The 24,624-nt window shown below is 61.5% G+C and carries 25 protein-coding genes and 1 pseudogene; 17 read left to right on the top strand and 9 right to left on the bottom strand.

All coding sequences use genetic code 11. The features are described 5' to 3' along the window. Positions 1 to 59 precede the first annotated feature (59 nt). Entirely contained in the window at positions 60 to 1,136 is a 1,077-nt protein-coding gene (locus P9875_RS17015; protein WP_255206308.1) for a YeiH family protein, read from the bottom strand. Between the two features lie 107 nt (positions 1,137 to 1,243). Here P9875_RS17015 and P9875_RS17010 point away from each other — a divergent pair, with 107 nt between their 5' ends. Genes P9875_RS17010 through P9875_RS17000 form a run of 3 tightly spaced genes read left to right on the top strand, consistent with a single transcriptional unit; the run spans position 1,244 to position 3,280 of the window. Further along, the gene (locus tag P9875_RS17010) at positions 1,244 to 2,143 is read left to right on the top strand and encodes a LysR family transcriptional regulator (protein WP_035819247.1); all 900 of its coding nucleotides are present in this window, start codon (positions 1,244 to 1,246) and stop codon (positions 2,141 to 2,143) included. A 32-nt stretch (positions 2,144 to 2,175) separates the two neighbouring features. Beyond that, positions 2,176 to 2,748 (top strand): helix-turn-helix domain-containing protein, encoded by a 573-nt coding sequence (locus P9875_RS17005; RefSeq protein ID WP_035819244.1) that lies wholly within the window; start codon positions 2,176 to 2,178, stop codon positions 2,746 to 2,748. A 7-nt stretch (positions 2,749 to 2,755) separates the two neighbouring features. Further along, on the top strand, positions 2,756 to 3,280 hold the full coding sequence (locus tag P9875_RS17000; protein ID WP_278316011.1) for a GNAT family N-acetyltransferase: 525 nt from the start codon (positions 2,756 to 2,758) through the stop codon (positions 3,278 to 3,280). A gap of 30 nt (positions 3,281 to 3,310) precedes the next feature. Here the strand turns inward: P9875_RS17000 and P9875_RS16995 are convergent, their stop codons facing one another. Next, positions 3,311 to 4,699 (bottom strand): methyl-accepting chemotaxis protein, encoded by a 1,389-nt coding sequence (locus P9875_RS16995; RefSeq protein WP_278316010.1) that lies wholly within the window; start codon positions 4,697 to 4,699, stop codon positions 3,311 to 3,313. A 317-nt stretch (positions 4,700 to 5,016) separates the two neighbouring features. On the opposite strand from P9875_RS16995, the gene P9875_RS16990 reads away from it, so the two are divergent. Beyond that, complete coding sequence (locus P9875_RS16990; protein WP_081922454.1) at positions 5,017 to 5,280, top strand: DUF378 domain-containing protein; 264 nt, start codon at positions 5,017 to 5,019, stop codon at positions 5,278 to 5,280. A gap of 12 nt (positions 5,281 to 5,292) precedes the next feature. Further along, the gene (locus tag P9875_RS16985; RefSeq protein WP_278316009.1) at positions 5,293 to 5,655 is read left to right on the top strand and encodes a hypothetical protein; all 363 of its coding nucleotides are present in this window, start codon (positions 5,293 to 5,295) and stop codon (positions 5,653 to 5,655) included. Positions 5,656 to 5,702: 47 nt separating this feature from the next. Here P9875_RS16985 and P9875_RS16980 read toward each other — a convergent pair whose 3' ends face one another. Then, on the bottom strand, positions 5,703 to 6,119 hold the full coding sequence (locus tag P9875_RS16980) for a c-type cytochrome (RefSeq protein WP_099402090.1): 417 nt from the start codon (positions 6,117 to 6,119) through the stop codon (positions 5,703 to 5,705). A gap of 116 nt (positions 6,120 to 6,235) precedes the next feature. Beyond that, complete coding sequence (locus P9875_RS16975; RefSeq protein WP_199534278.1) at positions 6,236 to 7,114, bottom strand: EamA family transporter; 879 nt, start codon at positions 7,112 to 7,114, stop codon at positions 6,236 to 6,238. 155 nt (positions 7,115 to 7,269) lie between these two features. Here P9875_RS16975 and P9875_RS16970 point away from each other — a divergent pair, with 155 nt between their 5' ends. Then, positions 7,270 to 8,238: an IS1595 family transposase gene (locus tag P9875_RS16970; RefSeq protein ID WP_099402232.1), complete on the top strand. Its 969-nt coding sequence runs from the start codon at positions 7,270 to 7,272 to the stop codon at positions 8,236 to 8,238. Between the two features lie 120 nt (positions 8,239 to 8,358). On the opposite strand, the gene P9875_RS16965 is transcribed toward P9875_RS16970, so the two are convergent. Further along, positions 8,359 to 9,075, bottom strand: coding sequence for an immunity 52 family protein (locus P9875_RS16965; RefSeq protein WP_158300130.1), 717 nt, complete (start codon positions 9,073 to 9,075; stop codon positions 8,359 to 8,361). A 426-nt stretch (positions 9,076 to 9,501) separates the two neighbouring features. Here P9875_RS16965 and P9875_RS16960 point away from each other — a divergent pair, with 426 nt between their 5' ends. Next, positions 9,502 to 9,945, top strand: coding sequence for a hypothetical protein (locus P9875_RS16960; RefSeq protein ID WP_158300129.1), 444 nt, complete (start codon positions 9,502 to 9,504; stop codon positions 9,943 to 9,945). Here the strand turns inward: P9875_RS16960 and P9875_RS28740 are convergent. Then, positions 9,915 to 10,177 (bottom strand): annotated as a pseudogene (locus P9875_RS28740) (IS481 family transposase); the annotation flags it as partial. The gene P9875_RS16960 and the pseudogene P9875_RS28740 overlap by 31 nt on opposite strands. Before the next feature lie 123 nt (positions 10,178 to 10,300). Here P9875_RS28740 and P9875_RS16955 point away from each other — a divergent pair. Next, positions 10,301 to 10,444: a hypothetical protein gene (locus tag P9875_RS16955; RefSeq protein ID WP_158300128.1), complete on the top strand. Its 144-nt coding sequence runs from the start codon at positions 10,301 to 10,303 to the stop codon at positions 10,442 to 10,444. A 78-nt stretch (positions 10,445 to 10,522) separates the two neighbouring features. Further along, entirely contained in the window at positions 10,523 to 10,939 is a 417-nt protein-coding gene (locus P9875_RS16950) for a hypothetical protein (protein WP_099402088.1), read from the top strand. Between the two features lie 60 nt (positions 10,940 to 10,999). Here P9875_RS16950 and P9875_RS16945 read toward each other — a convergent pair whose 3' ends face one another. Beyond that, positions 11,000 to 12,859 carry a phytase gene (locus tag P9875_RS16945; protein WP_099402087.1) on the bottom strand — a complete coding sequence of 620 codons (1,860 nt, stop codon included), beginning with the start codon at positions 12,857 to 12,859 and terminating at the stop codon, positions 11,000 to 11,002. A gap of 17 nt (positions 12,860 to 12,876) precedes the next feature. Beyond that, positions 12,877 to 15,414: a TonB-dependent receptor gene (locus tag P9875_RS16940; protein WP_099402086.1), complete on the bottom strand. Its 2,538-nt coding sequence runs from the start codon at positions 15,412 to 15,414 to the stop codon at positions 12,877 to 12,879. Positions 15,415 to 15,720: 306 nt separating this feature from the next. On the opposite strand from P9875_RS16940, the gene P9875_RS16935 reads away from it, so the two are divergent. The 6 genes from P9875_RS16935 to P9875_RS16910 all read left to right on the top strand — a co-directional run bounded on the left by P9875_RS16935 (position 15,721) and on the right by P9875_RS16910 (position 22,755). Then, complete coding sequence (locus tag P9875_RS16935) at positions 15,721 to 16,623, top strand: GGDEF domain-containing protein (protein ID WP_099402085.1); 903 nt, start codon at positions 15,721 to 15,723, stop codon at positions 16,621 to 16,623. Then, on the top strand, positions 16,623 to 17,648 hold the full coding sequence (locus P9875_RS16930) for an AraC family transcriptional regulator (RefSeq protein ID WP_099402084.1): 1,026 nt from the start codon (positions 16,623 to 16,625) through the stop codon (positions 17,646 to 17,648). Before P9875_RS16935 ends, P9875_RS16930 begins: the two co-directional genes overlap by 1 nt. 264 nt (positions 17,649 to 17,912) lie before the next feature. After that, positions 17,913 to 19,307: a class I SAM-dependent methyltransferase gene (locus P9875_RS16925; RefSeq protein ID WP_099402083.1), complete on the top strand. Its 1,395-nt coding sequence runs from the start codon at positions 17,913 to 17,915 to the stop codon at positions 19,305 to 19,307. Further along, positions 19,307 to 20,650, top strand: coding sequence for a sensor histidine kinase (locus tag P9875_RS16920; RefSeq protein ID WP_099402082.1), 1,344 nt, complete (start codon positions 19,307 to 19,309; stop codon positions 20,648 to 20,650). Before P9875_RS16925 ends, P9875_RS16920 begins: the two co-directional genes overlap by 1 nt. A 1-nt stretch (position 20,651) precedes the next feature. Next, positions 20,652 to 21,749 (top strand): hybrid sensor histidine kinase/response regulator, encoded by a 1,098-nt coding sequence (locus P9875_RS16915; RefSeq protein ID WP_099402081.1) that lies wholly within the window; start codon positions 20,652 to 20,654, stop codon positions 21,747 to 21,749. After that, positions 21,742 to 22,755, top strand: a complete 1,014-nt coding sequence (locus P9875_RS16910; RefSeq protein WP_051958603.1) for a response regulator — start codon at positions 21,742 to 21,744, stop codon at positions 22,753 to 22,755. The genes P9875_RS16915 and P9875_RS16910 overlap by 8 nt, the downstream gene beginning before the upstream one ends. 58 nt (positions 22,756 to 22,813) lie before the next feature. On the opposite strand, the gene P9875_RS16905 is transcribed toward P9875_RS16910, so the two are convergent. Continuing rightward, positions 22,814 to 23,341, bottom strand: a complete 528-nt coding sequence (locus P9875_RS16905; RefSeq protein WP_099402080.1) for an SRPBCC family protein — start codon at positions 23,339 to 23,341, stop codon at positions 22,814 to 22,816. Positions 23,342 to 23,545: 204 nt separating this feature from the next. Here P9875_RS16905 and P9875_RS16900 point away from each other — a divergent pair, with 204 nt between their 5' ends. Continuing rightward, positions 23,546 to 24,331, top strand: a complete 786-nt coding sequence (locus P9875_RS16900) for a DNA/RNA non-specific endonuclease (RefSeq protein ID WP_099402079.1) — start codon at positions 23,546 to 23,548, stop codon at positions 24,329 to 24,331. A gap of 24 nt (positions 24,332 to 24,355) precedes the next feature. Next, complete coding sequence (locus P9875_RS16895; RefSeq protein WP_099402078.1) at positions 24,356 to 24,610, top strand: hypothetical protein; 255 nt, start codon at positions 24,356 to 24,358, stop codon at positions 24,608 to 24,610. The last annotated feature ends 14 nt before the right edge of the window (positions 24,611 to 24,624 follow it).

Raw genomic sequence — 24,624 nt, 5'->3', positions numbered from 1 at the left:
GTATTGTACGAAGTTTTCGGCTCCCGCGTCAGCGGCCCCGGCTTGAATCAAGCTCAAAGTCAGGCAAACAGGCTGGCGACCACATGGTTGATGGCGGCGCCACCGGCGATCAGCCAGCAGAACAGCAGGCCGGCCAGCAGCAGCGGCTTGATGCCGGCGCGGCGGATGGCCGACATATGCGTCGTCAAGCCCAGGGCCGCCATGGCCATGGCCAGCAGGACCGTATCGAGTTCGGTAATGGTGGCGACGGTGCCCGCTGGCAGCAGGCCCAGCGAATTGAAGGCCACCACGCCGATGAAGATGAAGGCGAACCAGGGAATGGCCAGCTTGCTGGCTTTATCGTGGTTGCCGCCTTTGGACTTGCCACGCGCCAGCACGGCCGACAGGATGACGAGGAACGGCGCCAGCATCATCACGCGCACCATCTTGGCGATCACGGCCGCATTCGCCGCTTCCTGCCCGATCGACTTGCCGGCAGCTACCACTTGCGCCACTTCATGCACGGTCGAGCCGATGTACACGCCAAACGCGGTGGGCGTGGCGCCCAGCAGATGCCAGCCTTGGTTCAACTGGTACAGCAATGGGTAGAGGAAAATGGCGATAGTGCCGAACACAACAACGGTGGAGACGGCGACGGTCACATCTTCGCTGCGCCCCTTGACGACGGGTTCCGTCGCCATCACGGCCGCCGCGCCGCAAATCGAGCTGCCCGCGCCGATCAGGATGGCGCTGTTGCGTTCCAGCTTGAACACCTTGGTGCCAAGGAACATGGCCAGGCCAAACGTGGACGCCAGCACCAGCGCGTCGATGGCGATGCCGGCCAGGCCAACCTGGCCGATATCCTGGAAGGTCAGGCGGAAACCGTACAAGATGATGCCAAGTCGTAATAATGTCTGCTTGGAAAAGGCCACGCCCGCGCCGCACGTGGGTGCCAGGCGGCCATACACACTGTTGCCCAGCACAATGCCCAGCATGATGGCCAGGGTCAGGGCGCTCATGCCGTGGCTTTGCATCCATTCCAGCTTGCCCAATTGAATGGCGCCATAGGCGACCACGCCGCTTAGCAGCAGGCCGGGCAGAAGGCGGCCGTAGCGGTCGCTGAAATTGCTTGTGTTCGTCGTTGAAAGGGATGACATGCCGTACTCCATGGTTCCTGGTTCGTATGGCATGACTGTACAGTTCGCCGATTAAATGGTAAAACGGATTGTTTTTGTATGTTTAACCTATTAAGTGAGTATGTGAGATGGCGTTGACCTTGCGGCAACTGCAGATTTTCCTCGCCGTGGCGGACACGGGCAGTACCAGTGCGGCCGGCGAGCAGATTGCGCTATCGCAATCGGCTACCAGCGCGGCCCTGAATGAACTGGAAACCTTGCTGGGTGCGCAACTGTTTGACCGGGTGGGCAAGCGATTGCTGCTCAATGACAATGGCCGTTTGCTGTTGCCCCAGGCGCGGCAGATGCGCGACGGGGCCGCCAGCATCGAGCGCCAGTTCGCGGGCGCCGACCCGTCCGTGCCCGTCAGCCTGCAAATCGGCGCCAGCACAACGATAGGCATCTATCTGTTGCCGCAGATTCTGGCGCAGGCGGCGCAGCAATACGGGCGCAGCATCCCGCAAGTGACGATTGCCAATACAGCCGACATCGCGGCCGCCGTGGCCGAGTTCCGTGTCGATATCGGCCTGATCGAAGGGCCATGCCACGAAGCGGGCCTGCTGGTAGAGCCGTGGCTGACGGATCAGATGCTGATCGTGGCCGCACCCACGCATCCGCTGGCGCAGCTGCGCCATCTGCTCAGCTTTACGGAACTGAACCAGGCGGGCTGGCTGCTGCGCGAAGCGGGCTCGGGCACACGCGAAGCCGTGGAGCAAGCCTTGGTGCCATATCTGCACTATCTGCGCGCCGCAGGCGAATTCAGCAACTCAGAAGCCATCAAATATGGCGCCGCGGCGGGGCTGGGCATCGCCTGCCTGTCGCGCGTCGTCGTGGCCGATCTGCTGGCCAGTGGCCAACTGGTGGAACTGGAGACCATGCTGCCGCCATTGGAGCGCAACTTTTATCTGATCCGCCAGTCCAAGAAGATACTCTCGCCGCGCCTGGCCGGTTTTCTGGAACTGTGCCGCCACGCGTCGCGTATGGCTTGACTGTTTTTCATATATGGAATAAGTTCCCGTATATGGAAAATTTGGTGAGCGCAGATAACGATACGGAACAGCGTCTGGCGGCGCGCCTGAAACAGTTGCGCGTGGAGCGGGGCTGGTCGCTGGACCAGCTGGCCACCGCCAGCCAAGTCAGCCGCGCCACCCTGTCACGCCTGGAAAATGGCGAGGTCAGCCCGACCACGGTCGTGCTGGGCAAGTTGTGCGCTGCGTATGGCTTGGCCATGTCGCGCCTGTTGCGCATGGTGGAAGACGATTTTCCACCCGTGCTGCGGCGCGCCGAGCAAAGCGTGTGGACGGACCCTGACACCGGCTTTATCCGCCGTTCCGTCTCGCCGCCGTCGCGCGCGCTGGCGGGCGAAGCGCTCGAATGCGAGCTGGGCGCTGGCGTGACGATCAGTTATGCCGCCTCGCCCCGGCCCGGCATGGAACACCATCTGTTGCTGCAGGAAGGCAAGCTGAGCGTGACCGTCGACGGCCGCTCGCACGAGTTACTGGCCGGCGACTGCCTGCGCTACCAGTTGCATGGTCCCAGCGCATTCATGACGCCGCCAGACAGCGGCGCCCGCTATTTTCTTTTTCTTGTCTGAGGTCATCATGCGCGTATCGCTACGCCACTTTTCGCCCGCCGATATTCGTGAACGCTTGCCGGAGTTAGGCGCCTTGCTGCGAGACTGCGTGCACGACGGCGCCAGCATCGGTTTTATCTTGCCCTTCGATACGGCGTCCAGCCAGGCATTCTGGACGGATAACGTGTTGCCGGCCGTCACGCGCGGCGTGCGCCTGCTGCTGGTGGCCGAGGTGGAAGGGAGGTTGGCGGGCGCAGTGCAGCTGGACTGGGATACCAATCCCAACCAGGCGCACCGGGCCGAAGTACGCAAATTGCTGGTCGCGCCCGCTTTCCGTCGGCGCGGCCTTGCGCGCCAGCTGATGCAGGCGCTGGAAGCACAGGCGCGCCTCTTGCCGCGCAGCCTGCTGACCCTGGACACGCGCAGCAGCGACCATGCGGAACCGCTGTACTTGTCGCTCGGCTATGTGGTGGCCGGCAGCATCCCCGGCTATGCGCTGGCGCCGGCCGGCGACCGGCTGGACGCCACCACCATCATGTACAAGCAGCTATAAATGAGAGCGGCGCAGCGATAGGTGGGGAACTCAGGCTTTCAGCCGCGCTCTAACACCTACGGCAGGCCGGCTTGCCGGCGCTGTGACAGCGTGAGTGGTCTGTGCGGCCACCAGGCTGATGCCGTTCGCGGCTTGGGCGGGTGCCTGGTCACGACTCAGCTTGAAGATGTCCACCGTGCCCGACAACAAGGTGGCGCGCTGTTGCATGCTGGCCGCCGCCGTTGACGCCTGCTCCACCAGTGCCGCGTTTTGTTGCGTTACCTGTTCCATCTGCACGATGGCGGCATTGACTTGTTCGATGCCAGACAATTGTTCGCCGCTGGCCATGCTGATTTCGCCCATGATGTCCGTGACGCGGTGCACGCTGGCCACGATCTCGCGCATGGTGGCGCCAGCCGTATCGACCAGGCGCGCGCCCGCGTCGACCCGCTCGACGGAGTCGCCGATCAGCTGCTTGATTTCCTTGGCCGCATTGGCCGAGCGTTGCGCCAGGGTACGGACCTCAGCGGCCACGACGGCAAAGCCGCGCCCCTGTTCTCCGGCACGCGCGGCTTCCACGGCCGCGTTCAAGGCGAGGATATTCGTCTGGAAGGCGATCGCGTCGATGACACCGATGATGTCAACGATCTTTTTCGACGAAGCGTTGATCGAGCTCATGGTATCGACCACTTGCGCCACCACCGTGCCCCCTTTGCCGGCCACGGCCGCGGCCGATTGCGCCAGCTGATTGGCTTGCCGTGCGTTATCGGCATTTTGCTTGACGGTGCCCGTCAGCTCGTCCATCGAGGCGGCCGTGCGCTCCAGCGAACTAGCTTGTGCCTGCGTGCGCTGCGACAAGTCCAGGTTGCCGGCGGCGATTTCGCCCGAAGCGCCCGCGATGTCGTGCGTGCCGCCGCGCACCTCGCCCACGATGGTGATCAAGCTGGCATTCATGTCTTTCAGCGCTTGCAGCAGTTGTCCTACTTCATCGCTGGAATCGACGCGGATATGTTCGCTCAAGTCGCCGCCAGCCACCTTGCGCGCCACTTTGACGGCATGCCGCAAGGGCCGCACGATGCCGCTGCTGATGAACCAGGCCGTCGCCAGGCTCAGCACGCCGCCGACCAGGCCCAGCACAATGATCAGCACGCTGGTATCGTGCGCGCGGGCCATGGCCGCCTCGGCCGCTGAGCGCATCTGCGCCGATTGCGTGGCGATCTGCTGGTCGAGTTCGCGCAGGCCAGGCTGTTCCTGCGTGCTGTTGCGCGTGGCCTGCAATTGCGCGATGCGCGCATAGCGCTGGTTCACGCTGCTGTCGATTTCCCCGCTCACGGCCGACAGCTGCCAAGTGCTGATGATCACCACCACGGCCAGTAAAAGCGATGCGAGCAAAAAGCCTGTGGTCAGGCGCACACCGATACGTATGTTTGAAATATTCATGTCCCCTCAGCTGTTGTCCCATGGTGGCCACCTTCCATGCCTGCGGCATGACGCGGCGCTTGTCCCCTGAAGTTGCTGGGGTGAAATGAGTGTAGCAGCGCGGTACTAAGTAATCTATAAATATTTCCATATTGGAATTAGTCACTGCCTGTTTAGCAACAGCGGCACGGCCTGTTGCCAGATAAAATCACCCGTCTGATTACAGACGCTTCCTACCTCAATAGCCGGCATCGTCCGACTGGCGTATGCCGGCGCCGCGCCTACACTGTTACTTGTACAGACCCTTGACGGGGCATTTCTTCTCACAGGAGGCTGATATGGCGAATATCCAGGCAGGATCGGACGGAGCGGCAAAACAGGAAATGACGGCCAAGCGCCTGAATGTGGTCGACTGGATCTCGATGATCCTGTTGATCGTGGGCGGCTTGAACTGGGCGCTGGTGGGCTTGTTTGATATCGACATCGTGGCCCGCATCCTGGGCGCCATGTCGACGGCATCGCGCGGCGTGTACGTGCTGGTGGGGCTGGCTGCGCTGTATTCCATCTATCTGTGCGTGCGCAAGCTGCCAGCCAAGCCCTAGACGGGAGGACGCATGCCTGTTGGTGCCAGCCCCAAGCGCGAACGCGAATTCAAGCAGCTTGAAAAAGAGTTCAAGCAGGAGGGGCGCTATCCGGGCCGAGAGGAAGAAGTCGCCGCCCGTATCGTGAACAAGCAGAGGGCGCAGGCGGGTGAAACGCAGAAGGCGCAAGGCCGCCAGCGTGATGAAAAGCCTGCGGCCAGGGTTGCCAGCGAAACGGCGGCGCGCGACTTGCCGATTGCAGGATACCAGCACCTGACGGTGGCGCAGATACGCGACAAGCTGGGTGGCCTATCCGCCGCCCAGTTGCGACGCCTGCGCGACTATGAGGCGGCGCACAAGAAGCGCAAGGGTGTGCTGCAAGCGCTGGGAGCTTGATCTGGCGTAATGGGCTTGAGGGGGCTTGAGGCGGTATGCCTGTGTGCTTACTGCGTGCGCAGATAGGCCAGCAGGTCGGCCACTTGCTGGGCGTTGCCGATGCCCCAGAAACGCATGTTATTGCCAGGAATGAAATAGCTGGGGGCTTTCAGGAAGCCGGCCAGGTTTTGCTCGGTCCAGACGATATTCGCGTTTTTCATGGCCGCCGAGTATTTATAGTCGGTGGTGGCTCCCGCTTTGCGGCCGATCACGCCTGTCAGCTTGGGACCGAAGCCGCCGCGCGCCGATGGCCCCACCTGATGGCAAGACGCGCACTTGCGAAACGCTGCCTTGCCCGCTTCGGCATTGCCAGTGAGGGCGGCCGCAGCGGCCGGAGCTGCAGCCTGCGCAACGGTGACTGGCGCCAGCAGCAGGGCTGCGGCGGCGAGAGGAGAGAACCAGCGAAAAAGAAAGGTGGATGTCATCGGTGAGGCGGAAGTGCACGATATGGCAAGCAATAACGCATTTTACAGGCGGGAATCAAAACCTGCCTGTCAGCTGGGTAGCCATGCCAGGAAGCCGTGCAGGATGACTGACACCGCTAGCGCTTGCCACCTTGGGCACCCAGTGCCGCCATGGCCGACGCAAACACGATGCAGGCAATGGCCAGCCACTGGGTCAGGCTCAGCAATTCTCCCAGCACCGCCATGGCAGCCAGCGCGCTGACGGCCGGCGCCGCGCTGCTGAACATGCCGAATACGCCTTGCGGCAAGCGGCGCAGGGCAAAGATTTCCAGCGAATACGGCAGGGCGCTGGACAGCATGGCAATGGCCAGGCCCATCAAGGCAATCGATGGTGCCAGCAAGGCCGTGCCCGAATACGCGACACCGATGGGCACCGTCACCATGGCCGCCACCGTCATGCCCCAGGCCACGGCTTGCCCACCTTGCAAGGTCGAGGCGCGCTTGCCAAAGATGATGTACAGCGCCCAGCACAGCGCTGCCCCCAGCGCGTAGGCCACGCCGACGGGATCCAGGCTGCCTGGGCTGCCTTGCAGGGGCAACAGCAAATACAAGCCGAACACGGCGCAGGCCACGGCCAGCAAATCGCGGGGCCGGCGCGACGACAGCATGGCCACAGCCAGCGGCCCCGTCACCTCGATGGCGACCGCGATGCCAATCGGTATCAGCGCAAACGCCCGGTAAATCAGCAAGTTCATCAAGCCCAGCACGGAACCGTAGACCAGCAAATTCAGCACATCCTTGCGCGTCAGGCGATAGCGCCACGGGCGGAAGATCGCCAGCAGGATCAGCGCCGAAAACCCCACCCGATACGCCGTAATCCCTTCCACGCCAATGACCGGAAACAGATTCTTCGCAATCGCCGCCCCTAGATTGACGGAAATCTGGCCTCCCAATACGGCCAGGGAAGGGAGCAAAATGCTGTCGGGGAGGGAAGAGGTCGAGGCGGGGGAGGTCATGGGACGCCATTTTAATACGCAACAGGCCGCCAGTCGCTGGCAGACATGCAAGCGACCGTAATTTATGGCTCTGTCATCGATAAATAGGGGATCTGCCTGAATCTTTCCTTGGCTGTGCTGTCTGACTCTGCATACCCACCATGCAGGAGCCGATCATGCAGCCAGCCGAATGGATACGCTTTATCGCGCAGTTTGCGCAGTTGAACCGACGCCAGCGGCAGGCAGGAATAGCCTTGCTGTGTGGCAATGGGCCACACGATGTGACCGTCACGCTGCTTGAAAACGCTACGCAAGCACGCCTGGGCTGTCCCGCCTGCCAATCGTGTCACCTGCACCGGCATGGCCATGCGCACGGCCTGCAGCGCTACCGCTGTGTATCCTGTGGGCGCACATTCAATGCCTTGACGGGCACGCCGCTGGCGCACTTGCGCCATAAATCGCTGTGGCTCGACTATGCGGATTGCCTGCTTGATTCCAGGTCGGTACGCCAGGCCGCTCAGCAGTTGGGACTGCACCGCAACACCACGTTTCGCTGGCGGCACCGTTTTCTCAGCGTAGCAAAGACGGACCGGCCGCATTGTCTGCATGGCATTGCCGAGGCCGATGAACTCTACGTGCTGGAATCAGAAAAGGGATCCAGGCAGATGACGCGTCCGGCGCGCCGCCGTGGCGGCCATGCCCATCAGCGCGGCATTTCCAATGAACAGGTTTGCATCCTGGTGGCGCGCGACCGTACGGGCCAGACCCTCGATTTCGTCACGGGCAAAGGGGCGTTGACGAAGGCACAGCTGCATCATTCCCTGTTACCCGTTATCGACAAGGACGTGCTGCTGGTGACCGACGGTCATGCCGCCTATCTGGCTTTTGCGAGGGAAGCGGGCATCAGCCACCAAGCAGTCAACTTGCGCGCTGGCATCCGTGTGCGAGGGGCCGCCCACGTGCAGAACGTCAATGCCTATCACAGCCGCTTGCGCGCATGGCTACGGCCCTTTCACGGCGTGGCGACGCGCTACCTGCCGAACTACCTGGGCTGGCGCTGGATACTCGACGCCAGGCGCATCCGTTCATCGGAAACGTTATTGAAAGCAACGTTGGGCGCATTCCCACACTTGACGGTGACATAGCCTAATTTATTGGCCTGTACTGGCAGCCGATATTGCAGATGGATGGCGATGCCAGTCGTTTTGGCGTTCACTGCCGGCATGGCAGGGTATTTCCATGCGGGCGAAACGCGTTATCCTTCATTAAATATCGACATAGCGAGGCAGCAAGTCCTGCTCGACCAAGCCAATCTCAATGGCGTTGGCGATCCTGACGTGCTCGGGGTTCTCATCAGAAAAAGGCTCGTCGGTGACACTGACGATGATGGTGCCGATCTGCTGGTCTTCACCTTGCTCGTCCATCGCCATCACGGGGATCAAGGCGCGGGCTTCTGGTACTTGCCGGACCGTCAGTACACGCGGCAAGTACAACATCCAGCCCGCACCCGGACGATCCTTGAAGACTTGTTTTTTAAAATACTGATTACGTGCAACCGTGATCAAGACCGGCCTTAGGGAGCCACCGATAATGGACAGCAGTTCTTTCACACCATCAATGCCGAGCCGTCTGGCGGCTTGACCGTAATCGCTGATCTTGAAAGTCCGGGAGGGCCAGTCACTGTCGCTGAACCCAAGCGCCATACTTGCTCCCTCACCGTCTGCGAGCTCGCCATTCCAGGCACTGAGATATCGAAATTTCTCATCCTTGAACTCGGCCTCGAGTACGGCTTCGGCCGCAGTGGTGAGTTCGCCCGAAGCATCGAAAACCGGATACAGAAACGACTCTGCTTCTGTCTCCTGCGACAGAAACCAATTCTTTCCAAACGCCTCCGTTTTTTGCAAGAAGCGGATAATTGTCGCGATTTTCTGGACGGAAGGTCGGAACGCAATGGATGGGTTTGCTGCATCGCGTTTGAACAAGGATTTTATTATCATAATATTATTTTGTGTAATAAGTGGTAATACCCAGTGCACTTAAACTGGGCAGCATGTGTTCATACGCGAGTGGCGTGTGAAAGTACCAAATCTGCGAGGATAGCGGGTTACAAGTCCTGCTATCAACCCCATTTCGAGCCAATCAGGCAGTCATTAATCTTTGCTTGTAATCGCGTGCGGCGGGCGACAGCTTGCGAGAGTCGCTCTCGTGGCGATATTTATCCTTTAATATTGTCACAATGCTTGCAATTGAGAAAGATATATTGCAAGATTGTTTTTTTGAAAAAGTCTAACACCTCATGCGCAAGCTGTGGTGCGCCATTTGCATTATTCGGAGCACCCTTTTCGCTGCTGCACTGGTCGTCGGGACGGCTGTGCATGTGTCATGATATTGTAGAAAAGGAGCAGTAAGTGAGTAAGGTTGGAAAAATTGCCGTGGGTCTCGCTGTTGCCATCATTTGCGTTAACTCGTTTGGGGCTCAGGGGCGGTGGACTGAAGGTTTTGGGCAGGGAAATCTCGAGTACTTTATCGATCAGGATGGAATGCGGCTGTATATTGGCTGTCCAACGCAAGATGGCAGTGCAGATTCCCAATCGAGCGTATCGCTTTCGCAATTGAATAATAATAAGGAAGTTGAGAAATTTACCGTTGACGTCAATGGCGTTTCTTATGATGGGCCATTCAGCGCCGACAGCCGCGCAGGTGATAATAACTTCATTTCCTTGCTGGAGAATCTGAGGAAAGGAAATGCCGTTGTGAAGTTTAATGGGAAGGCAATAAAAATCCCTAAAAGTAACGCAGCCAAGGTTATTCCTGTTTATGGCAAGAAATTTAGCTGCAATCTTTCCATGTAGACTGTTACTGTCCAGTCCCATTTGATCATGTCCTGCGCCGCGCTCAGCGTGGTATGCAGTGTATGGGCCCGGTGCGAATGGTTTTGTACATCGTCCCGCTTGAGCCACTTGGCAGCCGTGCACGGGTGATATTGAAGACCTTGGCGGCTTCGCGCTCGGACAGTCCGGAGTCTTTGATTTCCTGCCGGACCTTCGGGGTGGTGCGGGCTTGGGGATGAATGCGTGAGCTCATGGACTGAAGTTTATGCGATGTGCTGCAAGCGATGGGACGATCTTGGTGGCAAACCGCCTATCAACTCGTCAAGCACAGCTCCGGCACGGAACAGGGCCATGCTGCGACGAGGAATATGATCACATGGCTAAACAGCTGGCGCATGTCACGGCATGGATGCCGAATGGAATCGGGACCATTTCGCTCGGCAAGACGCGCAGCGAAGAGCTGCTTGCCTATTGCAAGGCCTATGCATTGAACGCTGATGTCGATCTCAGCGAAATGTGACCATATTGGCAGAGCGCTTCGCTAAGCTGCGGGCCTGTCGAACAGAGCATTAACGTGTCAATCAGGAGTAGAAGGGCAATGCATATATTTAGTATCGGCGACACCAATTTTGAAGTGGATGTCGCGAAATCCCGGATCAGCCTTGAGGCGCGCGCCGATGGCATGTGGGAAATCAATATCACGATCGAGGCCGACGACGACGTGTTCATGCGGCTGACGGAAGACGACGATGCGCCCTGGTCGTGGGCGCTGTATCCGCCGTCCTTCATTTTGCACGGTTTGCTCGTGGAGGGACCGGATGCCGCGCCCGTGCATAGGCTTGCCGTCGATGCAGGCAATACGCAGTGTGAATCCGCTTTTTACATGATGGAATACCGTGACGTAGCTGATCTTCGCCTGGAGGAATTGTCTGCACAACGCCTGGCAGTGACGGGCAGTGTGGACTTTTTTGGCAAAAGTCTGCCTTTTGCCATCGATATGCCGCGTACAAGATAGCGGCAATTTTTAATATCGCTATCGGACATGGGGCAGCCTTGACTGGCCGCCCCATGCTCATTACTCCAGCTTCAAGGCCTTCGCCACATCCCCCCACGCCACATACTTGAAGTTCTGCGGTCCATCGGGCAAGCGCTTGTAGCCGTCCTGGATCACCAGCATGCCTTGCGCATACGCGCCGCCCAGGTTGGCGGAAGTCACGTCCAGGCCATCCGTTTCCGAGGTGCCGTCGATGCCGGCGGGCAGGTTGAAGCCTACCTTGAAGCGGCCGCGCACCTTGTACGGCGCTTGGGCGTCGAGCACCACGTAGCTGCTGTCGCCCTGGCTGGAGACGATCAGGTAGCCAGAATCAGCCTTGCCGCCCGGTTTGCGGTAGATGGCCATGCCTTCCACATCGGCCGTCAGGTTCGCTCCCACGGGCAAGACCATGGAGAGTGTATCCGGCTTGGCGGCGTCGGCCGAGGTGGTCCAGATGCCGCGCGTTTCCTCGCCCAGGAACAATCTGCCGTTGGCGTCGTCGGCCACGCAGCCTTCCGGTTGGGTGGCGACCTTGAAGCTGCGCAAGAGGGTGGCGCTGAACTTGTTGCCTTCCAGGCCGATGCTGTATTGCTGGAAGGTGCCGTCCTTGTCGTTGATGAACGCTTGCACGCCGCCGCTGGCCGGTTGGTACAAGCACATGCCGTAGATGCTTTTCAGGCCGGTCGGAAAACGGCCCGCTTCCGCCACGACGCCATCGGCATTGATGGTGAACAACATCATGCTGTTGTCGTCGCGCTGGGTGGCCACGGCCAGGTCGACCTTGCTGCCACCCAAACTGATGTTCTGCCGCACGTCGACGTTGTTCAGGCGGCCCACTTCCAGCAGCTGCGTCTGCTTGCCTTGTAGGTCGTAGACGAGCAGTCCCTGCTTCTTGTTGGTGCCGAGGATGCGCGCATTGGCGGGGTTGCTGGACAGCCAGATGGCCGGATCATCGGCCGCGTCGCCCTGGCGCGCCATCGGCTCCGTTTGCGCTTGCGGGGCGATGATGGCCACCGCAGGCTGCGTTTCCACCTTGCCCGTCCATTTCAAGGGCCGCGCTTGCCAACCGTTCTTGCCGCGAAGCAGTAGCGATTCCTTGTCCAGCGCAAGCTGGCTGTCACCCTTGCGCACGTTCAAGGCCACGGTTTGGGCCGGCTGCGCCGTCCATTGACTTCCCTGATGGGTGAACAGGTGCAGTTTTTCCGCCTTGCCGTCGAGCACGGCCACGCCACCGGGCAGCACGGCCAGCGCGCCGGCGCCTCCGTCCAGTTGGCCATACGGCTTGCGCAGGGCCACCACTTCGCGCTTGCCCATGCCTTCGGATTCGGCGTCATACCCCCACACGCCCATGTTGGACTCGCTCACCAGCAGGCGCTGAGCGCCATCGTCGACCCGGCAATGCTTGGCGTGCGGCGGCAAGGCCAGCTTGCGCACCAGCTGGCGCTGCTCACCCTGCATCACCCACTGTTCCGCCTGGCCATCCTTTCCGATCAGGAACAGATGGTCGAGTTGCTGGGCGTCGCGGTACAAACACGACGCTTCCACGGAAAAGGTGGGGACGGGAAACGGCGCTAGCTTGACCAGCTTGCCAGCCTGCACGTCGACAGTCACGGGAAGCGGGCGCTGCGTGTCCGCTTCCAGGAACACGGCCAGCACCTTGCCGCCATCGATGCGCGTGTCGAGCTGCTTGGCGCGCACGGCGATGCGGTCCTGTTCCTGGCCGCTTGCATTGAACAAGCGCAAGCCATGCTTGTCGAGAAGCAGCCAGCCGCCGCCGGGCAGACGCGCCAGTTCTTCCGCTTCCTGCGTGAAGGAAGGAACAGTCTGGACAGGCGCGGCTTGCGCCGTGGCCGAGAGGCAGAAGGCAGCCAGCAAAGCGCTGCAGAGTACGGTTTTTTTCATGGTAGGTAAAATCATCATCAGAAGGCGCTGGCTTTCAGGCTCACTTTGAAAGTGCGGCCGTATTGTTCGTTCTGCACGTTGTATTGCTTCGTGCCTTGGTAAACATAGTATTTCTCGTTGTTCAGGTTGGCCGCCTCGAACATCAGCTGGAACTGCTTGTTGATCTGGTAGGACAGCGAGAAATCAAGCTGCTTTTGGCTGGCGACGATATGGTCCTGGCTTTGGTCGAGGATATCGTTGCCCATTTCCAGCAGATACGGCGACTTGTAGTTGAGGGCCAGGCGGGCGCTCACCGGTCCTGTTTCATAGCCCAGCATCAAGTTCATCACCTGGTTCGACTGGCCCGGCAGGCGGATGTCACGGTTCATCTGCTTGTTGCTGGCTTTGTCGAAGCGGCCGATTTGCGCGCTCGACGTGCTCAGGGTGCCGTTCACGCCGACGAGGAATTTATTGAATGGCGCCGGCAGCATGCGCAGCGGCTGCATATAGGCCAGTTCGATGCCTTTGACTTTGGCTGCGTCGCCGTTCGCATACGAGGTGGCCGAGGTGTAGCCCGTCCATTGACCAGTGCCGGCCAGATTGGTCGTGTAGGTAAAATTCTTGATGTCCTTGTAGAAACCGTAAGCCGACATCACGCCGTCGTTGCCCAGGACTCTTTCGATACCGAGGTCCAGATTGTTTGCCTTCAGCGGTTTCAAGTCCGGGTTGCCGATCACGGCTTCCGTATTGCTGGCCAGGCTGATGCCCGGCGCCAGCTGGCTGAAGTTGGCGCGCACGACGGCTTGCGTCCACGCGGCCCTAACGCTGGTCTTTTGATCGAGGTCATAACGGGTTTGCAGGTTCGGCAGCCAGTTGGTGTACGAACGTTCGCGCGTCAAGGCCTTGGCAATCCCCGTGCTGTCCACCTGCGAGCCGGCCGCCTCGAAACTGGTACGTTCGGCGCGCACGCCGCCGAGGATGTGCCAGGCGTCGAAGTCATAGCTGTTTTGCACATACATGGCGTTGATGTCTTCATGCATGCGGTAGTCGTTGATGATCGATTCCGTGGCCAGGCGCGCCTTGGCGCGGTCCAGGCCGGCCACTCTGGCGCGGATCAGCGTGGGGTCGAGCGCCACGCCGATGTTGCCCAGGTCGTAGTCGAGGGTATGGCCTTGCACGAAATTGCTCATCGAGGTGGAACCGCCACCCCAGTAATTGCCGCTCGTGGCCTTGCTGCTGTTATACGCCCATTGATCCGTGTCATTGGTTTTTTCGCGGCGGCTGACTTTCGCGCCGAATTTCAGGGTAGCGATGTCGAACTTGCGCGCCAGGTCGATGCGCGCGTGGCGTTCATTGTCCTTCGAGTAGCGCTTTTGCAGCGTGATGGCATTGAGCGCGTAATTGGCCGGGTCGTACAGCGAGGCGGGGCCGCTCAATTTCGGCTCCTGCGTATCCGTGAAGCTGATGCCGTTAAAGTTGCTGAGGCCCCGGAAACGGCCGTCGTTCAGGGATTCCGGCGTGTCCTCGGTGGCGCGGCTCATGCCGCCTTTCACGTCCAGCGTCCAGTCGCCCGATTTCTGTTGTGTACCGAGCACCAGCGAACGCACTTGCTGCGTGTATTTGCGCTGGCGGATGCGGCGCTCGGCGCGCGCGCTGGCCGTCTGCTCTTCGGCCAGGCTGCCGCCCGCGATATTGCTGATGGTCAGGCGGTCGCGCACTTCATTGTCGGAAAATTCGCTCACAAAAGAGCGCAGGAACCAGCTGTTGCCCGCTTCGGGGCGGTAGTCGAGATTGACGGCCAGGGCGCCGCGCTTGCGCACGGGCAGGTAGTCGCGCAATTCCAGGCCCGACAATTTCCCCTTGCTCCAGGCGCCACCCGTTTCCACGTCATCGGAACCGAACGAGCGCTTTTCCGCGCTCAGGCCGGCTGCCACGCCCAGCTTGCCGTCGAGGAAGCGCTGGGCCCACAGGGCGCCGCCGCTGGGGCTGGTTTTGCCCGTCTTTTCATCGTAGCTGGCGCCCACGTTGGCCGACAGCAGCTTGCCCGGCAAGTCGAAGGCGGACAGCGATTTGACTTCGATCGTGGCGCCCAGCGAGTTGGCGTCCATTTCTGGCAGCAAGGTTTTCGACACTTCAAGAGTGCGGATCAGGCCGGCAGGCAGGATGTCGAGCGCCACAGCGCGGCGGCCCGCTTCCGGCGACGGTACGAGGGCGCCGTTGATGGTGACGGCGTTCAAGTCCGGCCCAAGACCACGCACCGTGATATAGCGGCCTTCGCCCTGGTCGCGCTGCACGGATACGCCGGGCAAGCGGGCCAGCGCTTCGGCCGCGTTTTTGTCCGGCAAGCCGCCGATATCGTCGCTGCTGATGACGCTGATGATGTTGTCGGCTTTCTCTTGCGCGGCGATGGCGTTGCGCAGGCTGGCGCGCTGGCCGCTGACGACCACGGTGGCGGCCGGCTGGCCGTCCTCACCTTGCGCTTGTGCATGGCTTTGACCGCTGAAGACGGCCATGATGCCGAGGGCCACGGCCGTCAGGCGCAGCGGGGAGGGGAACGATGTGTGCATGGTTTTCATGAAGAGCTCGGTTAGGGGAGGGAACCGGGCGGATTCTAGGCAGCAAATATGACGGTTGCGTGACAGGCAAGGGCTTGCCGCCCTGAAAACAACGGCCTGTGAACGCTTTGCGGCCAGAAATGGAACATGGTGAGCTGAAATGACCTGCCGCCGCAGGGCGCATGGGCAATGGCACGCCATATTTGCATGAGCGCCCAAGGTAATGCTGAGCCGTTTGCACCTGCCGCACGGGCGCGGCGCATGTCATCGTGCCGTCATGGGCGGGCGCTATCGTGGCGACAGCACCACTTTTAAAGGTTTCCCCACATGCTGCCATTGCACCGTAACAGCCTGATTGCCGCCGCACTGGCCTTGCCCTTGTTCTTGTTCCTGTACGCCACTTTAGGGCACCCTAAACCGATTGCCGTCTGGAAGTGGATGGATATCGTCTGCGAAGGCGGCACGGCCGTCATGGCAGGCATCTGGTTTTTGTTTACCCTCAGCAGCCGTCCGCGCGGACTGGTGACGAGTTTGATCGCGGGCGGCCTGTGCGCCATCATGCTGGGCTCCTGGGCCGATTGCCTCGATGAATTCTTTGCTGTCGACAAGAGCGCCGTGTGGGATAACTGGCTCGAAGCCTTGATTCCGTTTGGCATGCTGGTGCTGACGATCGGCATGTACTACTGGCGCCAAGAACAGTTCCGCCTGAACGAGCACCTGCAAAAGCGCGAGCGCCTGTTCCGCGACCACCGCGCCTTCGACCGCATCACGCAGCTGGCCGACGCCAGCTATCTGCGCACGCAGATGCGCCTGGAGCAGGAGCGCCGGCCCGGCCTCGATTGCGCGCTGGTCTTGCTCGACATCGACAGCTTTCATTTGATTAATCGCGAATACGGCCACCGCGAAGGCGACCGCGTGCTGCAAGCCGTCGGCCACATGCTGCTGCTGAACTTGCGCAATGACGATTTGCTGTGCCGCTATGCGGGCGACCGCTTTGCCGTGCTGATGCCCGGCGTATCGCGCGAGGATGCGGCCGTGAAGGCGCGCCACCTGTGCGCCATGGTGGGGCAGATGCGCCACCACGCCAACGATAACCGTGAAATCCGCCTGAGCTTGCGGCATGCCTGCTCGCTCACCGATGGTGTGCCGGAAGTGGTGCTGGCCGAGCTGAGCCGGGCCGTGGAAACGCCGCGCTCCGGTGCCGGGATCAGTGCCGCCGCACCTGCCTGATGCCGCTGAACCAGCAGGGCGATCCCAGCATCGCGGCCCACCACCAGCCGGCGCTGGTGCTCGATTACGCGCGCAGCCGCGAACTGGCCGTGGCGCCGCTGCTCAAGGGTACGGGTCTCGACGGCGGCGCGCTGCCGTCTGCGGAAAGCCAGGTCAGCGCCGCACAATACCTGCAATTGCTGGCCAACGTGGCGCGCGGCCTGGACAGTGCCGACACCAGCTTCATGCTGGGCCAGCAAATGCTGCCCGGCCATTACGGCGCGGCCAGCCACGCCTTGCTGCAGGCGCAGAATCTGCGCCAGGCCTTGAGCATCCTGTGCGACTTTCATACCTTGCTGTGTCCGCTGCTGCAGCCGCGTTTGCGCGCAGCGGGCGACATGCATGTGCTGTACTGGGTCGATGCGTTCGGCGCGCCGAGCCAGTTGCCTTTTCTGGTGGAAATGCACATGACGGCGCTGGCGGCCATGTGCCGCTGGCTGGCGGGAGAATCCTTGCCGTGGCGCTTCTGCTTCAACCGCGCGCGGCCCCGCCACGTGGAGCAGCATGAAGTGCATCTGGGCCAGGCCCTGCGTTTCGATTGCCAGGTCGACGCCATGCTCATCGATACCAGCTGGCTCGACAAGCCCTGGCCGCGCGGCAATGCGACGGCGGCCGCGCTGGCCTTGCGCGCGGCGGCGCTGGCGCCCGTGCCCGCCGCCAGCCTGCTCGGCGCGCTGTACGACTATCTGCTGGCGAACATCCGCTGCGCGCCCACGCTGGAGCGTACGGCGCAGGAATTCGGCGTCAGTCCCGCCACCTTGAAGCGCCACCTGGCGCGCCATGGTACGCATTTTCAGGCCGAGCTGGACCAGGTGCGCGCGCACAAGGCGATTTATCTGTTCCAGGCGCATGGCTACGACAACGATGCCGTGGCCGCCTACCTTGGCTTTCATGATGCCACCAACTTCCGCCGCTCGTTCAAGCGCTGGACAGGGCAAACGCCGCAGTTGCTGCGTCACGCGCTGGCCTTGTTCGTCGCTGGATGATCGAAGGCGTTGCGCGCCAGCGCCACGGACAGTCGTTCCTGAGGGAACAATTGCCCGTTCTGCTACATCCATAGTACACTCGATCAGAGAGCGAACAGACGCGCTTTGAGGCGCTCCGGCACGGCGTCACGCGACGCCGCAATACCGCCATTTTGATGGCGGTGCCGGCGGCAAACGACCGGTGTGCCGTGCCTTAACCCAGCCTGGAATCTGGTGTCACCAGTGTGGTGCGCCGGGAACCGGGCAACTTGATAATGCTCAATCGTGTATTCACAATCGCAGATCGATCCAGTCGTCAGTTTCCGCAACACCCAGGGTGAGGCGGTGCGCGGCACGATTTTCAACTTGCAGCGCAATTCGCTGGTCATGGAAATCTACAATCCATACTCGATTGTGCAGGTCAGCGAGGTGCTCAATGACGTGACGGTGCGCATGGGGGCGAAAAACGCCTACGTGGGCAAGGCCGTCGTCATCAGCAGCGTCAACACAGGCCTGACCGCCATCGTTTCCGTGACCCTGATTGACGAGTGGCGCGAGCTGAGCGACGTGGTCGTCGTCAAGGGCGCCGTATTGAAAGAGTCCAGCGCCTTTGTCGCCGGCTGGGGCGAGCGCTTCCGCATCCGCCGCGATTACCAGATCGTCGTCAACGAAATGCGCGCCTTTTTGTCGGAAGTGGCGCGCTGGGTCGAGCAGGTCGACTTGTCCGACTCGCTGCCGAAGGAAAACGGCCGCCTGCGCCCCGACATCTTCGACGAGCTGGCCCTGCCGCTGATGGAGCAGACCCAGCTGTACCTGCGCCAGCTCGAGGTGGAAGCGTCGCTCGTCGAGGAAGAGCGGGCGCCGGCCCACCGCGCCTTCGCCCAAGCCGCGCTGCACCCCTTGATCCTGCGCGCACCGTTCGTCTTCCGCACGTTTACCAAGCCGCTCGGCTATGCGGGCGACTACCAGATGGTCAACCAGCTGCTCGACGATCCACGGCAAGGGCCGAGCACCTATTTTCAGATCGTCAATGCGGCCTTCCTGCAGGCGGCCGTGGCCACGGCGCACCGCAACCGCATCGATATCCTGACGGAATTCCTGTCGCAAAAGGCGGCCGCTGCGCGTGTGGCAGGGCGTGTGTATAAAGTGCTCAATGTGGGCTGCGGCCCGGCCATTGAAGTGCAGCGTTTCCTGGAAACGTGCCCGGACGCGCAGTGGCTGGCCTTCGAGCTGGTCGACTTCAGCAGCGAGACCCTGGACTGGACGCGTGCGCGCCTGACCACCATCATGCAGCGCACGGGAAGAGTGGTCGAGATCGATTATGTGCACGACTCCGTGCACAACCTGCTCAAGCGCCGCCATGGCTCGGGCGTCACGGGCTTGCCCGGCAGTTTCGACGCCGTGTATTGCGCCGGCCTGTTCGACTACCTGTCCGACAAGGTCTGTGCGCGCCTGCTGATGCACTTCGCCTCGCGCGTGGGGCCGGGCGGACGTTTGCTCGTCACCAATGTGCACGCGAACAATCCGGGCAAGTTCGGCATGGAGCATTTGCTCGAATGGCATTTGATCTATCGCAATGAAGAGGGCCTGTCAGCCTTGCTGCCCGAGCACGCGACGGATCCGCTGATCTATGTCGATCCCACGGGCGTGAATGTGTTCGCGGAAGTGAGCATTCCTTGATGGACACTCCAGGCCTGCACGCTGGCTACACGGCCGTTTTGCGCGACTTCCGCCTGGAATTCAGCCGTGGCGGGGCGTACACGGGCATCGTGCTGATCCTGCTGGGCATGGGCCTCGATTCTGCCCTGTATCCGGACAAGCAATCGGCATTTACCAGTGCGCGCATTCTTGTGTCGGTGCTGATTTTTTGCGTCGTGCTGGCCATGCGCACGCGCTGGGCGCAAGACCGCATCCAGGGCCTGACCTTTGTCTGGCTGATCCTGCCGCAAATCATGATCGCCTGGATGATCGCCGTCACGGAAGGCGCCACTTCGATCTATTATGTGGGCATGACCCTGGCCATCTATTCCTCGGGCATCGTGCTGGCTTTCGGGCTGTGGCAAAACATGGTCTTCGGCGCCATTTCCTGCCTGCTGTACGTGGCCGCCTGCGCCTGGCATGCGGGCGGCTTCGACCTGGCCGGCACGTTTGTCGTCAACTGTCTGTTCCTCATCATGTCGGCCAGCATCAGCGCCGTATTTACGTATTTCAATGAGCGCGCCCGCTTCATGCTGTTCCAGCTGAAGGCGGAAGTGGCGCAAAAGAATACGCAGCTGGAAGAAACGAATAAGAGCCTGGCCGATATCAAGGGGCAGATGCTGCAGCAGGAGAAAATGGCCGCCATCGGCACCCTGGCCGCCGGCATGCTGCATGAAGTCAATAATCCCGTGAATTTCTGCATGATGGCCATCGAGGTGGCCATCGAAGACCCGGCCGCCAAGCAAAGCGCGCTGGTCAGCGAATGCCTGGCCGACGCCAAGCAAGGCATGCTGCGCGTGCAGCACATCGTCTCCGACCTAAAAACCTTTGCCTACCGCAAGAGCGGCAACCAGCTGGAGACGGGACACTTCCAGTTTCGCAGCGCGCTCGACGCGGCCATTCGCCTGGTCGGACATGAAACGAAAAATGTCAGCATCAGCCACGACTTGCCGGTCGACACCCTGGTGCGCGGCGACGAGGCGGCCATCGTGGGCGTGCTGATCAACTTGCTGGGCAATGCCGTGCTGTCCATGCGCAAGGGCAATGCGCCGCCATTCGAGATCCGCATCACGGCCCACTGGGACGACAATCGCCTGCGCATCAGCGTGCGCGACAATGGCCCCGGCATCGCGCCGGAAAACCTGGCGCGCGTGTTCGAACCGTTCTTTACCACGCGCGAAGTGGGGCAGGGCCTGGGCCTGGGCCTGAGCATCAGCTATGGCGTGATCGAGCGCCACGGCGGCACCCTCAGCGCCGAAAGCGAGCTTGGGGTGTGGGCCAGCATGAATTTCGACCTGCAGCGCTCCGATTGGGAGGGCCGCTAGCATGGACAGCGATAGCCGCGCCAGCGTGCTGTACGTGGACGACGAAGCGCTTGCCTGCAAGTATTTCGAGCGCGCCGTCGGTCCCCGCTACCGGGTGCTGACGGCGCAGAGCGTCGATGCGGCGCTCGCTCTGCTGCAGGACGAGGCTGGCCAGATCGACGTGCTCGTCACCGATTACCGCATGCCGGACCGCCTGGGCAGCGAACTGCTGCAGGAAGTGGCGCAGCGCTATCCGCACATCGTCAGCATGCTGGTGACCGCGTATGCGGACAAGGATGTCCTGCTTGAACTGATCAACGGCGGCTCGCTGTTCCGCCTGCTGGAAAAGCCGCTCGACCTGGCCGCCATGCAAACGGCGCTGGAACTGGCCGTGCAGACGGGACGCGAGCGCGCCGCGCGCCGCCAGGGGCTGGTGGCGATGGAAGAATCGCTGGCCTTCCTTGCGCATGAATTGAACACGCCGCTGGCGGCCATCGCCAATTTTGCGCGCGGCATCGCGCGCCGCGCGCAGGCGGATGCCGCACCGCAGGCCGAGATCGGCGAAGCGGCCGCCTTGATGCACGACAATGCGCGTTATTGCCTGTCCGTGCTGGCCAGCTTTATCGACACGGTGCGCCTGGCCAGCGCCGGGCCCGGCATGCAGGGCGGACGCCGCGCCGGCAGTGCGCGCCAGTTGCTGGACGCCTTGCTCGACAGCTATCCCTTGAGCGCGGCACAGCGCGCCGCCATCACGGTCGACATGGGCGACGATTTCTCCATCGCCGAGTCGCCCAATTGCGTCGCCCTGATTTTATCGTCCGTGCTGGCGAATGCCTTGCGTTCGGCCGGCGAGCAAGCCCATCCGGCGATCGGCATCCGCATCGACGCCGGCCGCATCACGGTGCGCGACAATGGCGCCGGCATTGCCCCCGAGATCGTCGAACAGCTGTTGATCGACCCCGTCAGTGCCAGCGGCGGCGAAGGCAAGGGCTGGGGAATGGTGTTTTGCCACCGCATGATGCAGTCGTTCGGCGGCAACCTCGATATCGCCACCGAGTTTGGCACTTCCACCACGGTAACCCTGAATTTTCCAGTACATATAAGGAACGAGCATGATTGACGCCAATCTGCGTTTGCCGGCTCAGCGTGAGTCGGCGCAAGGCTTGCCGACGATACTCTATGTCGATGACGAGGCCAACGCCCTCAAATACTTCCAGCGCGCCATCGCGCCGCTGGCCGACGTGCTGACGGCCACCTCGGTCGAGGAGGGCAAGCGCATCCTCGACGAGCAAGCCGACCGCATCGCCGTGCTGGTGTCGGACCAGCGCATGCCCGGCGCCTACGGCAACGAATTGCTGTCGTATTGCTGGGACCGCCATCCGCACATCGTGCGCATTTTGACCACCGCGTATTCCGAGCTGGAGCACACGGTGGAAGCCGTCAACCAGGGACAGATCCACCGCTACATCCAGAAACCGTGGGATATCGCGGCCCTGCGCATGGAACTCAAGCAGGCACTGGAACTGGCGCGCTTGCGCAACGAGCACGCCCAGTTGCTGCGCGAAAAGCTGATGGTGCGCCAGCGGCAAGCCGTCGCCAACCGCATCGGCACCCTGTATGCCCTGTGCGCCAGCCTGGCCGGTCCGGAACAGCAGTTGCCGGTGGAAGCGTATTTGTCGGCGGCCCTGACGGCCGGGGTCACGCCGCCCGAGCCGGACTGGCTGTTGATGGACTATGCCGACCTGGTCAGCTCGGAAGCCTTCCGTGGCACGGCGTTTGCCGCCGCCGTGCGCCAGCAGCTCGACACGCTCGAGCGCGAGCATCCGGGGCGCGGCGTGGAGCATGTGATCGACATGCTGCTGCCGGTGGTGGGCGCGGCCCTGCAAAACCAGGGCGGCACGGCGCTGTTTCTCGACGGCCGGCTGCTGACGGAATTCCTGGAAACGCCGACCACGGCGCCTGTCTCGGCCCTGCACTCGTTCTGGCTGGCTACCTTGCTGTGGCTGGCGCGGCGCGGCTGGTCCTTGCAGCTGAGCAAGACGGAACTGGGTTTGCAAGGCAAGATGGTGCAGGCTGAACCGGCACTCACGCCGGACCACCTGGCGGCCTGGATCGAGCAGTTCTGACCGGGTATCAAGTAAAACAGGGCCGCGCGGGCCCTGTTTCTGGTGGCGGTGAGCGGGCTTAGCGCTCCGACGCCGCCTTCAGGCTGTTCAAGCCTTTTTCAAAGTCCTTGCCGATCATGCTATCCATGCTGACGAAGACCGTCATGACCTTGCTGACGTAAGGGCTGGGGCCCGTCATGGTCCAGTTCACCCTGGTGCCGTCGCCTTCTGGTGTCATGGTAAAGGTGGTGGTGTTGTGGCTTTCAAACGGTTTCAGGAAGTCGAGCTTGATGACGGTGCGTTCGGGCTGGGCCGCTTCCGTGATTTCCATGCGGCCGGCGCCCACCTTGTCATTGCCTTGCCATGCATATTGCGCGCCCAGGCCGTTGGCCGGACCCGTAAACGTGCGGCGCATGGCCGGATCGAGCTTTTCCCACGGCGACCAGGCGGCCCAGTAATGGAAGTCCGTGATCAGGGCGGCGATTTTCTCGGGCGGGGCCTTGATGGTGATTTCGCGCTGGACACTGAAGGTGTCGGGTTTGGTCGTGGCATAGCCGAGGATGGCGGCGACGACGACAACGATCAGCAGCAGGGTTTTTTTGATCATATGCTCTCCAAATCTTGAATGGTCGATGCGAACGAATCAAGGCAATCTTAGCAGATATGAATGGCTGTGCGCGGCCTGTTGGCCTTTATTTGCGCCAGCGCGTGGCAGGGCCGCATGCGGCCTTGCACAGGGGCGCACGGCAGGATTGTGGTAGGGCGCCCGCGTCCGCTAGAATGCTGGCCTGCAAAGATTTCAGAGGGAAATATGATTCAACGATCGATCGCCAGGCTGACTCTGGCGTGCGGCTTGCTGGCGTCCGCCTTTGCCGCGAACCTGGCGCATGCCGATGCCTGTCCCGCCCATTACGTCGATGGCCGCAAGCCGGAAATCACCAACCCCAAGCTGGACGTGGCAACCAAGGAACTGTGCTACAACGTATTTGGCGTGATGCACTCGGGGATTACGCGCACGCCGCTGTGGTCGGCTGAGCACTTGACGGCGAACAACCTCGAAGCGGCGCAGGATTTGTCGCGCGAAAATTCCTTCCATGCCGAACGCAAGCTGCCCGCCGCCCAGCGCGCGGAACTGGCCGACTATGCGCGCAGCGGCTTCGACCGTGGCCACATGGCGCCCAACGGCGACATGCCGGATCGCCAGAGCCAGCGCGACAGCTTTACCCTGGCCAACATGGTGCCTCAGGATGCGCGCAACAACCGCTACGTATGGGCCGGCATCGAGGGCGCCGTGCGCAAGATGGCGAAGAAAGAGGGCGATCTGTACGTGATCACGGGGCCGGCTTTTATTGGCGGCAACCTGCGCAAGGTGGGAAGAGTCATCGTGCCCAGCCATTTGTACAAGGCCGTGTACAGCCCGCGCCAGCGCGCTGGCGCCGCCTATTTCATAGAAAACGTCGATACCAAGGCCTACGAGGTGTTGAGCATTGCGCAACTGGAAGACAGGATAGGCATCGATCTGTTACCGTCGCTGACGCGCCAGCAAAAGTTGCGCATGCTGAGTTTGCCCAAGATCAATAGCAAGTCCAGGAAATAACAAGACCGTCGAAAAGGAAATACCATGTGCGCAAAGAAATTCGTCCCGTATGCCAATGAAAGCGATGTGCTGGAGATTGGCAGCCTGAGCATCGAAAACCGCATCGACCGCATCAGCCTCAGCGGCGACATCGACCTGACCCTGGACAAGCCGGGCCTGGCCCTGGCGAAACAGCTGCAAAAACTGCTGGCCGACGTGGTGGCGCAGCTGGAAAAGCAGGAACTGCCCGACCAGCTGCCGCCGCCCGAGGTGACGTCGGTGGCCAATCCCTTCGAGTGACGCTGGCGGGAAAG

This window comes from Janthinobacterium rivuli (assembly GCF_029690045.1).
Taxonomy (GTDB): Bacteria; Pseudomonadota; Gammaproteobacteria; order Burkholderiales; family Burkholderiaceae_D; genus Janthinobacterium; species Janthinobacterium rivuli.
This window is presented reverse-complemented; position numbering and strand designations above follow the sequence as displayed.